Below are 12,902 nucleotides of genomic sequence, written 5' to 3' on the forward strand. Positions count from 1 at the left end.
GGACAGTATTGAGATCACTGAAGCATTGCAGGATCGGCCGTGTCCGCTTTACTCGAATCGCCAGTCACCCATCCCGAATCACGGCCTTTGATCGTCCGCCGTTTCCCCGGCCTGTCGCCCTACGAACCGATGTGGCGCGCGATGCAGGCGTTCACCGACGCGCGCGACGCGGAAACGCCCGACGAACTCTGGCTCGTCGAACATCCGCCCGTGTTCACGCTCGGCCAGGCCGGCAAGTGGGAGCACGTGCTGTTGCCGGGCGATATTCCGGTCGTGCCGGTCGACCGCGGCGGCCAGGTCACCTACCACGGTCCGGGCCAGATCGTCGCCTACCCGCTGATCGACCTGCGCCGGCTCAAGCTCGGCATCCGCGAGCTGGTCTGCCGCATCGAGCAGGCGATCATCGACACGCTGGCGAACTGGAACGTCGAAGCGGTGCGCAAGGAAGGCGCGCCGGGCGTCTACGTCGCCGGCGCCAAGATCGCCGCGCTCGGCCTGCGCGTGCGCCGCGGCTGCACGTTCCACGGTCTCGCGTTCAACGTGGACATGGACCTCGAGCCGTTCCATCGCATCAATCCCTGCGGCTACCAGGGATTGGCCGTGACCCAATTGACCGACCTCGGCGGGCCGTCGTCGTTGGCCGACGTTGAAGCCGAACTCGTCGCCCGGCTGGCCGGGCAACTGGGCCTGAGCCCCGCTTTCGCGGCGCCCGTGACGATCGGAACTGGCGCGCCACCCTTGCCGGATGTTAGCGTGCAACCATGAATTCCCTCGACAAGACCATTCCGATCGCCTTGGTGGGCGACGTCGGCGCCGCCGCGATCCGCACCGGCGAAAAGCTGCTCGGCGAGGACAAGACCGCGCGCAACCGCGCCGGCTTCGACCGCACGGCGCCGCTATTGCGCAAGCCCGACTGGATCCGCGTGCGCATTCCGGCCGGCAATGCGGTCGCGAAACTGAAATCGAAGCTGCGCGCCAACCGTCTCGTCACCGTGTGCGAGGAGGCGTCCTGTCCGAACATCCACGAATGCTTCGGCAAAGGCACGGCGACGTTCATGATCCTCGGCGAAGTCTGTACGCGGCGCTGCTCGTTCTGCGACGTGGCCCATGGCCGGCCCAAGCCGCCCGATGCGGAGGAGCCGCGCCATCTGGCCGAGACGATCCGCGACATGGGCCTGCGCTACGTCGTCGTCACCTCGGTCGACCGCGACGACCTGCGCGACGGCGGCGCGCAGCATTTCGCCGACTGCATCCGCAAAGTGCGCGCGCTCAATCCGGCGACCCGGCTCGAGATCCTCACGCCCGATTTCCGCGGCAAGGGCCGCATGGAGCGCGCGCTGGAAGTGTTCGCCGACGCGCCGCCCGACGTCTTCAACCACAACCTCGAAACGGTGCGCGAGCTGTACCCGAACGTGCGCCCGGGCGCCGACTACGACTGGTCGTTGACGCTGCTGCAACGCTTCAAGGCGCAGCATCCGGACGTGCCGACCAAGTCCGGCATCATGCTCGGCCTCGGCGAAACTGAAGCGCAGGTGCACGGCGCGTTGAACGATTTGCGCGCGCACGATGTCGATATGGTCACGATCGGCCAGTATCTGCAGCCGACGTCGCATCACCATCCCGTGCTGCGCTACTGGACGCCGGCCGAGTTCGACGCCTTGGCCGACTATGGGCACAAGCTCGGCTTCACCCATGTCGCCTCGGGTCCGCTCGTGCGTTCGTCGTACCACGCGGACCAGATGGCGCATGCGGCCGGATTCGTCGAGGCAGTGGCCTAAGAGGCGTCATTTCCGCGAAAGCGGGAATCCATTTTGATCCTGTTCTTATCGAAAAGCATTAAAAGAAGAAACTGGATTCCCGCTTTCGCGGGAATGACGACTGAAGACTACTTTGCGATGTCTTGAAGTACTGGAGATAAAAATGCTGGTGCGTAACCGTAAGTCCTTGTGGATCGTTCCGGCCTTGCTGGCGGTGGCCTTGGCCACGACACTGGCGTTCGCCAAGCCGGCCGGCGACGCGGCGACCGCGATCGCGCTCAAGCCGACGTCCGACCAGGCCGACGCGGCGCTGATGGCGACGAAGATCCTCACGCGCATGCACTACAAGCCCGAGGCCTTCGACGCGGCGATGTCGCGGCAGGTGTTCGACAAGTATCTCGACGCGCTCGACGCCGAGCGCCTGTTCTTCACCCAGGCCGACATCGACCGCTTCGCTTCCGCGCGCGACAAGCTCGGCGACGCGATCCGCGACAAGGACCTGTCCGTCCCGTTTGCGATCTTCAACCTCTACGTCGAGCGCATCGGCGAGCGCACCGCGTTCGCGCGCGCCGAACTGAAGAAGGGTTTCGACTTCACCAAGGACGAAAGCTACCCGTACCAGCGCGACAAGGCGCCGTGGCCGCAGACCGATGCCGAGGCCAACGACCTCTGGCGCAGGCGCGTGAAGAACGACTGGCTGCGCCTCAAGCTCGCCGGCAAGGACGAGGCGAAGATCCGCGAGACGCTCGACAAGCGCTATGCGAACTACATGGAACGCGTGCGCCAGCTCACCGGCGAGGATGCGTTCCAGATCTTCCTCAACGCCTACGCGATGGCGATCGAGCCGCACACCAATTATCTCAGCCCGCGCAACGCCGAGAATTTCGAGATCCAGATGCGGCTCTCGCTCGAAGGCATCGGCGCGGTGCTGCAGCGCGAGGAGGATTACACCGCGATCCGCGAAATCGTGCCGGGCGGCCCGGCCGCGCTGTCGGGCAAGGTCAAGGTCGGCGACCGCATCGTCGGCGTCGGCCAGGGCGAGCACGGGCCGATCACCGACGTTGTCGGCTGGCGTCTCGACGACGTGGTCGACAAGATCCGCGGCACCAAGGACACCACGGTGCGCCTCGAGATCCTGCCGGCCGACGCCGGCCCCGACGGCAAGCACGAGACGATCGCGCTCGTGCGCAAGAAGGTCGCGGTCGAGGAGCAGGCGGCCAAGAGTTCGGTCATCGAAACGAAGGACGGCGACGTCAGCCACAAGATCGGCGTGATCACGCTGCCGACCTTCTACCAGGATTTCGAGGCGCGCCGCCGCGGCGACGCCAACTACCGCAGCGCCACGCGCGACGTCGCCAAACAGATCGCCGACCTGAAGAAGCAGAACGTCGAGGGCATCCTCATCGATCTGCGCAACAACGGCGGCGGCTCGCTCAACGAGGCGACCGACCTCACCGGCCTGTTCATCGACAAGGGGCCGGTCGTGCAGGTGCGCAGCTCGAACGGCCGCATCGACGCCGAGGAGGACCGCAACGGCGGCATGGCTTGGAGCGGTCCGCTCGCCGTGCTCGTCAACCGCAACTCGGCCTCGGCGTCGGAGATCTTCGCCGCCGCGATCCAGGACTACGGTCGCGGCCTCATCATCGGCGAGCCGACGTTCGGCAAGGGCACGGTGCAGAGCCTGCTCGACCTCGACCAGATGCAGGGCAACGAGAAGCCGACCTACGGCGAACTCAAATACACGATAGCCCAATTCTTCCGCATCAACGGCGGTTCGACCCAGTTGCGCGGCGTCACTCCCGACATCTCTTTCCCGGTCACCGGCGACTTCGCCCAAAATGGAGAACAGTCGTTCGACAACGCGCTGCCCTGGACCTCGATTCCTGTTGCCGACTACAAGCCGACCGGCGATCTGAAGGCGCTCGCGCCGCTGCTCGGCGCGCGCCACGATAAGCGTACCGCGAGCGAACGGGAATGGCTGGCCTACCAGGCCGATGTCGCCGACGCGCGCAAGCTGCGCGAGGACAAGACCATCTCGCTCAACGAGGCCGTGCGCCGCAAGGAGCGCGACGATCAGGAAGCCAAGCGCCGCGAGCGGCATCCGGAGCAGTTCGCCGATGCGAACGCGGATCAGGCGAAGGCGGGCGCCAACGGCGCCAGCCAGGCAAACGCCAAGCCCGCGCCGAATCGGCGCGGCGCGACCGACGATGCGAACCAGGACGATGGCCTGCAGGCCGACGAACGCAGCCTCAAGTCCGATCTCGCCGAAGAAAAGCGGCGCAAGGCGCTCAAGGACGTCGTCCTCGACGAAGCCGCGCACATCGTCGCCGATGAAGTGGACCTGCTGCGAGCCGACACCAAGCTCGCGGCACAAGTGCTGCCGCGCGGCGGCTCGATGGTCAAGGACGTGGTCAACTGAGCGAGTCGGTTCCTTGTTCGTCATTGACTCGCTGCATCCGCAGCTCGCCCTTCGGGCCATTCGCTGCGCGAATGTTCGCTTCGGCATCCTGCCTACGCAGTCCGCGAAGGCGGGAGTCCAGTTTTGCTTTGGCTAAAGCACCGCGACGATGGCGCGCGCGACGTCGTCGAGGCGGTCGTCGGGCAGGCCGGCGACGTTGATGCGGCTGTCGTCGACCATGTAGATCGCGTGTTCGGCGCGCAGGCGATGCACCTGTTCGACGGAGAGGCCTAGCCGCGAGAACATGCCGCGGTGGCGGGCGACGAAATCGAAACGGTTCGAACCCGAGTGCTTGCGCAGGGCGGCGGCGAGGCCTTCGCGCAACGCGACCATGCGTTCGCGGATCGCATCGACTTCGGCGACCCACGCCGCGCGCCGCGCCGGGTCGGCGAGAATGATGCGCACCGCGGCGGCGCCATGGTCCGGCGGCATCGAGTAGTTGGCGCGCGCGACCGAGCAGAGCTGGGCGCAGGCGACATCGGCTTCGGCCGCGGACGGCGCGAGCAGGATCGCGCAGCCGACGCGGTCGCGGTAGACCGAGAAATTCTTCGAGCAACTCGCGGCGACGACCATCGCGGGCACCATCGTGGCGAGCAGGCGCAGGCCGGCGGCGTCGGCGTCGAGGCCTTCGCCGAAGCCCTGGTAGGCCATGTCGACGAACGGAAAGAGGTTCTTCGCGGCGGCGAGCTTGCCGATTTCGCGCCATTGCTCGAGCGTGAGGTTCGCGCCGGTCGGATTGTGGCAGCAGCCGTGCAGCAGGACGATGTCGCTCGGCTTCGCCTGCTCGAGCGCGGCCCGCATCGCCTCGAAGCGCACCGTGCCCGTGGCCGCGTCGAAGTACGGATACGGGGCGTGCTTGAGCCCCGCCGCCTCGATCATCGGAATGTGGTTGGGCCAGGTCGGATCGGATACCCACACCGTGGCGTCCGCATGCGCGCGGCGCAGCAGCTCGAACAGGATGCGCAGCGCGCCCGATCCGCCCGGCGCCTGGATCGCGCGCACGCGCGCGGCGGGCACCGCATCGCCGAGCACGAGAGCGATCATCGCCGCGTCGAATGTCGTGTCGCCGGCGAGGCCGAGATAACTCTTCGTCGTCTGCTCGGCGAACAGCGCCTGCTCGGCGTCGCGCACCGACTGCATGATCGGCGTGCGGCCTTCGCGATCCTTGTAGACGCCGACGCCGAGGTCGACCTTGTTCGTGCGCGCATCGTCGCGGAACAGTGCGATCAGGGCGAGGATCTTGTCGGGTGCGGGCTGGGTCAGGGTTTCGAACATGGGCTTCTCTGTTTTCGTAATTGCAAAGACGTTCCAGCATCCGTTCGCGTCGAGCGTAGCTCGCGCGGCGGGCGAAGTCGAAGCGACTGGCACGGTGCCTTTCGACTTCGATGCCTCGTGCCGTGGCCCGTCCCGAGCTCGCCGAAAGGCTCAAGGCGAGTGGGTTCTGGTTTCACGTTTCTTCGAAACGGCGGATGCGACAGTCAAAAGATTTTCGCTTCCGCCGCGGCCGCTTGCTCGGCGAACTGCTGCTTGATCTGCTTCGCTGCCTCGCGGCCGTCGAGCACGGCACGCACGACGAGGTCGGCGCCGCGCCACATGTCGCCGCCGGCGAAGACTTTCGGGTTCGTCGTCTGCAACGGCAAGCGGCCCGCGCCGCCGAGGACGATCTTGCCGTTCGGCGCGAACTCGATGCCGTTCGCGGTCGCCCAGGCGGGCGGCTCGGGCAGGAAACCGAAGGCGAGGATGACGACGTCGGCCGGCAGCACCTCTTCGCTGCCGGGCACGACCTCGGAGCGTGCGCGCCCGTTGCCGTCGTCGACGAGGCGCGTCTCGGCCACGCGCACGCCGGTGACGCCGTTCGCGTCGCCCGTGATTTCCAGCGGCTGGCGCCGGAACAGGAAGTCCACGCCCTCGTCGCGGCTGTACTTCACCTCGCGGCGCGAGCCGGGCATGTTGGCTTCGTCGCGGCGATAGACGAGGGTGACGCGTTCGGCGTCATGGCGCACCGAAGTGCGCACGCAGTCCATCGAGGTGTCGCCGCCGCCGAGGACGACGACGCGCTTGCCGAGCAAATCGGGGACTACTACGTCGCCATAAGGCAGCGAGCCAGGGATGGCTCGCCCGCGCTGCCCGCTTGCGGGCTGCGGCGGAGCCGAGTCCGGACTTGCTCCGGATTCGGCGAGTTGAACTGGATCAGGATGATCCATGTTCGACCCGGTACCTAGCAGGCGGCGCATGTTCGCGATCAGGAACGGCAGCGCGGCGTGCACGCCGGGCTGCGTCTGGCCCGGCAGGCGGCCGTCGACGAACTTGTACGCGCCAGTGCCGAGGAAGACCGCGTCGTAGTCTTTTACCAATATGGAAAAATCCACATCGCGGCCGATTTCGGTCTTGAGCCGGAACTTTACGCCCATGCCTTCGAGCACGCTGCGGCGCGTGTCGACGACGCTCTTGTCGAGCTTGAACGGCGGAATGCCGAACGTGAGCAGGCCGCCGATTTCCTCGTAGCGGTCGAACACTTCCGCGGCAATGCCCGAACGCGCGAGCACGTCGGCGGCGGCAAGTCCCGCCGGACCGGCACCGACAATGGCGACCTTCTTGCCCGTGGGCTCGACGTTGTCGAGCTTCGGCCGCCAGCCGCGCTTGAACGCTTCGTCGGTGATCGAGCGCTCGATCGCGCCGATCGTCACCGCGCCGAAGCCGGTTTCGAGCGTGCACGCCTTCTCGCAGAGACGGTCCTGAGGGCAGATGCGGCCGCAGATCTCGGGCAGCGGGTTGGTCTCGTGCATCAGCGCAGCGGCGTCCTCGACGCGGCCTTCGCGCGCCAGTTCGAGCCAGCGCGGGATGTGGTTGTTGAGCGGACAGCCCCACGAACAGTACGGATTGCCGCAGTCGATGCAGCGCGAGGCCTGCTCGGTGATCTGCGAGCCGGTGAACGCGGTATGGATCTCGCCGTAGCCGAGCACGCGCACAGGCACGTTCAACTCGCGCGGCAACTCGCGCGGGAAGCGCAAAAATGGAAAATTATCTTTTTTCACTTTGATCGATTCTTCAGCTATCAGGCGGCGCGGCGCAGTTCGTCGGCGAGCGAGTCGAGGCTGGCCGCCTTCGGTTTGACCAGCCAGAACTTGTGCACCAGCTCGCGGAACTCGTCGACGATGCGGCCGCCCCAGGCGCTGTCGGTCGCCTCGACGTAGCGCAGCAGCAGGCTGCGCAGGTGCTGCCAGTAGTTCTCCATGCCCTCGTGCGAGATGCGCGTGATGTCGACGAGTTCGTGGTTGTAGCGGTCGACGAAATCGCGCGCCTCGTCGAGCACGAAGGCGTAGCCGCCGGTCATGCCGGCGCCGAAGTTGACGCCGCAGCGGCCGAGCACGACGACGGTGCCGCCGGTCATGTATTCGCAGCAGTGGTCGCCGACGCCCTCGACGACGGCGAGCGCGCCCGAGTTGCGCACGGCGAAGCGCTCGCCCGCGCGGCCGGCCGCGTAGAGTTCGCCGCCGGTCGCGCCGTACAGGCAGGTGTTGCCGACGATCGACGATTCGTGGCTCGGAAAACCCGCGTCCTTCGGCGGGCGCACGACGATGCGGCCGCCGGCCATGCCCTTGCCGACACCGTCGTTGGCTTCGCCGTCGAGCACAATGTGTACGCCGCCCGCGTTCCACGCGCCGAGGCTCTGGCCCGCCGCGCCGGACAGGCGCAGCGTGACCGGATTGGCCGCCATGCCCTGATCGCCGTGGCGACGTGCGACGTCGCCGGACAGGCGCGCGCCGATCGAACGGTCGGTGTTGACGATCGCGTAGCTGAACTCGCCGCCGCTCGCGTTCTCGATCGCCGCCTTCGTGTCGGCGGCGATGCGCCGGGCCAGGTCGCTCCGCGGGATCGGCGCCGCGGCGCAGCCGGGCACGTTGCCGTCGAGTCCGTCGGCGAGCAGCGGCGCGAGATCGATCTTGTTCTGCTTGACCGTCGCGCCTGCGCGCTGCCTGAGCAGATCGGTGCGACCGACGATCTCGTCGAGCCGGCGCGCACCGAGCCGCGCGAGATGCGCACGCACGTCCTCGGCGACGAAGCGGAAGAAGTTCTCGACCTGTTCGGGCGGGCCGTCGTAGTGCTTCCTGCGCAATTCGTCGTTCTGCGTGGCCACGCCGGTCGCGCACGAGTTGAGATGGCAGATGCGCAGGTACTTGCAGCCGAGCGCGACCATCGGCGCGGTGCCGAAGCCGAACGACTGCGCGCCCAGCATCGCCGCCTTGATCACGTCGAGGCCGGTCTTGAGGCCGCCGTCGGTCTGCACGATCACGCGCTCGCGCAGGCCGTTGCGTACCAGCGTCTGCTGCGCTTCGGACAGGCCCAGTTCCCACGGCGAGCCGGCGTAGCGGATCGAGGTCAGCGGACTGGCGCCCGTGCCGCCGTCGTGGCCGGAGATCGTGATCAGGTCGGCGTTGGCCTTGGCCACGCCCGCAGCGATCGTGCCGACGCCCGCGTTCGAGACCAGCTTGACCGAGACGAGCGCAGTCGGATTGACTTCCTTCAGATCGTAGATCAGCTGCGCGAGATCCTCGATCGAATAGATGTCGTGATGCGGCGGCGGCGAAATCAGGCCGATGCCGGGCCGCGCATAGCGCAGGCGCGCGATCATCGCGTTGACCTTGTGGCCCGGCAACTGGCCGCCCTCGCCGGGCTTGGCGCCCTGCGCGATCTTGATCTGCAGCACCTCGGCGTTGACCAGATACGCCGGCGTGACGCCAAAGCGGCCCGAGGCGACCTGCTTGATCTTCGACATCTTCTCGGTGCCGTAGCGCACCGGGTCTTCGCCGCCCTCGCCCGAGTTGCTGCGCGCGCCGAGCCGGTTCATCGCGATCGCGAGCGACTCGTGCGCCTCGGGCGAGAGCGCGCCGAGCGACATGCCGGCCGAGTCGAAGCGCTTGAGGATGGCCTCGACCGGCTCGACTTCCTCGAGCGGCACCGGCGCGCCGACTGGCTGCACGGCGAGCAGATCGCGCAGCGCCGCCGGCACGCGCGTGTCCACGGCGTCGGCGTACTTTCTATACAATTTCGCATCGCCCGTGCGCACCGCGAGTTGCAGCGAACCGACGACTTCGGGGTTGTACATGTGGAATTCGCCGCCCGGCAGCGCCTTCATCAGGCCGCCCGGCGGCAGCGCGTAGTTCGGATCGCGCGCGGCGATCGCCTGGGCCTTGTACTCGTTCTGGATGTCGGCGAAGCCGGCGCCGCCGATGCGCGACGGCGTGCCGGGAAAGCACAGATCGACGACTTCGGCGTCGAGGCCGACGATCTCGAACAACTGCGCGCCGCGGTAGCCCGCGATCGTGGCGATGCCCATCTTCGAGATGATCTTGAGCAGGCCCTTCTGGATGCCGCGGCGATAGCTGCGGCCGATCTCGCTCGGCGGCTCGCCCTGGCGGCCCTTGAGCTGGCCGCGCCGGTTCATGTCGTACAGCGTCTGGTACGAGAGGTACGGGTAGACCGCGGTGGCGCCGAAGCCGATCAGGCACGCGAAGTGATGCGCGTCGCGCGCGTTCGCGGTCTCGACGAGGATGTTGCAGTCGCAGCGCAACTGTTTGCGGGTCAGGCGCGCGTGCACCGCGCCGGTCGCGAGCAGCGAGTGGATCGGTAGCAGGCCCGGTACCGGGTAACGGTCGGACAGCAGGATCAGCATCGTGCCGTTGCGCACGGCTCGCTCGGCGCGATCGCAAAGGTCCTCGATCGCGGCCTTGAGGCCGATCTTCTCGTCGTAATAAAGATCGAGCTTGATGTTGGCCGGCGCGATGTGCGGCAGCGCGAGGTATCTGGCGCAGCTTGCGCTGCGAGAGGATCGGCGAGTTGAGCAGCACCTGTTGCGCGTTGTCGGGCGACAGGTCGAAGACGTTGCGCTCGAGGCCGATCTGCGTGGTCAGCGACATGACCAGGCGCTCGCGCAGCGGGTCGATCGGCGGGTTCGTCACCTGCGCGAACGACTGGCGGAAGTATTCGTACAGCGACCTGGACTGCTGCGAAAGCACCGCGATCGGCGTGTCGTCGCCCATCGAGCCGGTCGCCTCGGCCTCGTCCTCGGCCAGCGTCTTGAGGATGACGTCGCGCTCCTCGCGGGTCAGTGCGAACTGCTTCTGGTAGCGCGCGAGCACCTCGGGCGAGAACGGCTCGGCGGCGAGCGCCGGATCGATCAGGTGCGATTCGAGATAGGTCAGCTCCTGGCGCAGCCACTTCTTGTACGGCGCGCGCGCCCGGTTGACCGCGTCGATCGCCGCGCTGTCGAGCAGCTTGTGCTCGATGAGATCGACCGCGATCATCTCGCCCGGCCCGAGCCGGCCCTTGGCGACGATGCGCGAATCGGGCACGTCCCACAATCCGGCTTCCGAAGCGACGATGAGATGATTGTCGTCCGAGCGCGCCCAGCGCGCGGGGCGCAGGCCGTTGCGGTCGAGCGCGCAGGCCGCATGGCGCGCGTCGCAGAGGACGATGCCGGCCGGCCCATCCCACGGCTCGCTGTGCAGCGCGTAGTATTCGTAGAACGCTTCGAGGTCCTCGTCGAGATCGTCGCGCGAAGCGTAGGCCGGCGGAATCAGCGCGCGCATCGCGAGCAGCACGTCGAGGCCGCCCGCGACGAGCACTTCGAGCATGTTGTCGAGGCTCTGCGAATCGGAGCCTTTGGTCGTGACCAGCTCGCCGAGATCGGAGAAGTCGACGAGCGGCGACTTGTATTTCGCCGCGCGCGCGGTCGCCCAGTTGCGGTTGGCCTTGATCGTGTTGATCTCGCCGTTGTGCGCGAGCAGGCGGAACGGCTGCGCCAGGCGCCAGTGCGGCATCGTATTGGTCGAGTAGCGCTGGTGGAACACCGTGGCGCAGGCTTCGAGGCTGGAGTGCGAAAAATCCGGGAACGCCGCGCGCAACTGGCCCGGCGCGACCATCGCCTTGGCTGCGAACGTCGTCGCCGACAGGGTGACGGCGTAGAAATGCACGTCGTCGGCGAAGGTTTTTTCGGCGAGACGGCGTGCGCGGAACAGGGCGCGGTCGAATCTGGCTTCGTCCATGCCGGCCGGCGCGTCGACGAAAATCTGTTCGATGCGCGGACGATGCGCCTCGCCGATCGGCCCGCAGGCGCGCGCGTCGACCGGCACTTCGCGCCAGCCGGCCACGCCCAGTCCTTCCGCGCGCAGATGTTTTTCGAGTTCGGCCTTCTGCGTCGCGGCGCGCGCCGCATCGTGGCGGTCGAGATAGACGTGGCCCGACGCGAAGCGCTCGCCGACGTCGACGCCGGCATCCTTCGCCAGCGCGCGCAGCCAGCCGAACGGACGGTAAAGCAGGATGCCGCAGCCGTCGCCGGTGACGCCGTCGGCGCCGATGCCGCCGCGGTGCGACATCTTCGCCAGCGTCGAGAACGCCTGATCGACCAGCCATGCGCTGCCCTTGCCGTCGACGTTCGCGATCAGCCCGAAACCGCAGCTGTCGTGCTCGAACGAGGGGTCGTACAGCGTATTAGCGCGTTGTTGCAACATGGTCGAGTCAGTTCCGGCTCGATGCCACGCGATCGCTCCGATCCGCCGGCATCTGGCGACGACAAAGCCGGCGCATCCCGGCGCCCGCCTTGGTTATGTGGATATTCCACGCACGCGACTACAACACAAATGCTGCGTCGCGTCAAAGCAAACGCATCCTGTCCGCCTGGACGTCTATACGGCCAATTGTCGCAGAGCGCGGACTGACCGGGCGGCACGGCCGCATGCTACCTCCGGTCTCCCGCGATCGGCGACGAGCGCGATCACAGCGCATCCGCGCCGGTTTCGCCGGTGCGGATGCGGATCACCTGTTCCAGGTCGTGCACGAAAATCTTGCCGTCGCCGATCTTGCCGCTGTTGGCGGAAGCGAGAATCGTTTCGACCACGCGCTCGACGACGGCATCGGCCACCGCGATCTCGATCTTGATCTTGGGCAGGAAATCGACGACGTACTCCGCGCCGCGATACAGTTCGGTGTGACCCTTCTGCCGGCCGAAACCCTTGACCTCGGTCACCGTTATCCCTTGCATCCCGACTTCGGCGAGCGCCTGGCGCACGTCGTCGAGCTTGAACGGTTTGATGATGGCGGTGACGAGTTTCATGGCTTCCGGCAGGAATGTCGTGTACGCCGACTATACCGAAAAACCACCGGTCGCGCTGCCGCCGAACGCGCGGCGTCGCTGCCTTCGCGTCCATCGTGTAGGAAAATTCCTACAAGAAAATCAGTAAACTGCCACAGTCGGCGGCACGGCCCCCGGTTAAGCTTTTCAGGGTCCGTTGCACACTCGACATCCGATGGAGAGGTTTCGCCGTGATTTCCGTCTCCGCGTTCAACAAGCTGGCCCGCAGGCTGGCGAGCATCGTCGTTCCCCCCGCTTTCGTGGACGCGCGCGGTAGTGCCGCTGCGCCGACGCTCGATGCGCTAGACGACTTGTCCGCCAATATCAAGGATGCGTTGCGCGCCGGCCTGCGCGAGCTCGATCTCGTCACGCGCGAGGAGTTCGATGCGCAGCGCCAGGTGTTGCTGCGCACGCGCGAAACGGTCGAGGCGCTCGAGCATCGCCTCGCCGAACTCGAAGCCCGGCTCGGCGCCAAGGAGGCGTTGCAATAGGCAAGGTCAAGGCGAATCGGCTCGATGCCGGTGGAGTCGCCCCTTTCCGCGGACGGTCGTGAACC

At 67.0% G+C, this 12,902-nt stretch carries 7 protein-coding genes and 1 pseudogene; 4 read left to right on the forward strand and 4 right to left on the reverse strand.

Features of this window, described 5'->3' with window-relative positions:
* The first annotated feature begins 39 nt into the window (after nucleotides 1-39).
* The 3 genes from lipB (at nucleotide 40) to QM741_RS07390 (ending at nucleotide 4,176) form a co-directional block, all read left to right on the forward strand.
* On the forward strand, nucleotides 40-765 hold the full coding sequence (gene lipB, locus QM741_RS07380; protein ID WP_415207074.1) for a lipoyl(octanoyl) transferase LipB: 726 nt from the start codon (nucleotides 40-42) through the stop codon (nucleotides 763-765).
* On the forward strand, nucleotides 762-1,778 hold the full coding sequence (gene lipA / locus QM741_RS07385; RefSeq protein WP_415207075.1) for a lipoyl synthase: 1,017 nt from the start codon (nucleotides 762-764) through the stop codon (nucleotides 1,776-1,778). Before lipB ends, lipA begins: the two co-directional genes overlap by 4 nt.
* A 142-nt stretch (nucleotides 1,779-1,920) precedes the next feature.
* Complete coding sequence (locus QM741_RS07390; protein WP_415207076.1) at nucleotides 1,921-4,176, forward strand: carboxy terminal-processing peptidase; 2,256 nt, start codon at nucleotides 1,921-1,923, stop codon at nucleotides 4,174-4,176.
* Nucleotides 4,177-4,308: 132 nt separating this feature from the next.
* Here QM741_RS07390 and QM741_RS07395 read toward each other — a convergent pair whose 3' ends face one another.
* From QM741_RS07395 to QM741_RS07410, 4 genes and pseudogenes are all read right to left on the reverse strand, one after another.
* Nucleotides 4,309-5,490, reverse strand: a complete 1,182-nt coding sequence (locus tag QM741_RS07395; RefSeq protein WP_415207077.1) for an aromatic amino acid transaminase — start codon at nucleotides 5,488-5,490, stop codon at nucleotides 4,309-4,311.
* Between the two features lie 203 nt (nucleotides 5,491-5,693).
* Complete coding sequence (locus QM741_RS07400; RefSeq protein ID WP_415207078.1) at nucleotides 5,694-7,250, reverse strand: FAD-dependent oxidoreductase; 1,557 nt, start codon at nucleotides 7,248-7,250, stop codon at nucleotides 5,694-5,696.
* Between the two features lie 20 nt (nucleotides 7,251-7,270).
* A pseudogene (gene gltB / locus QM741_RS07405) lies at nucleotides 7,271-11,726 on the reverse strand (glutamate synthase large subunit).
* A 263-nt stretch (nucleotides 11,727-11,989) separates the two neighbouring features.
* Entirely contained in the window at nucleotides 11,990-12,328 is a 339-nt protein-coding gene (locus QM741_RS07410; protein ID WP_415207079.1) for a P-II family nitrogen regulator, read from the reverse strand.
* Nucleotides 12,329-12,537: 209 nt separating this feature from the next.
* On the opposite strand from QM741_RS07410, the gene QM741_RS07415 reads away from it, so the two are divergent.
* Nucleotides 12,538-12,837, forward strand: a complete 300-nt coding sequence (locus QM741_RS07415) for an accessory factor UbiK family protein (RefSeq protein WP_415207080.1) — start codon at nucleotides 12,538-12,540, stop codon at nucleotides 12,835-12,837.
* Nucleotides 12,838-12,902 lie beyond the last annotated feature (65 nt).

This window comes from Rudaea sp., assembly GCF_047601565.1.
Classification (GTDB): domain Bacteria; phylum Pseudomonadota; class Gammaproteobacteria; order Xanthomonadales; family Rhodanobacteraceae; genus Rudaea.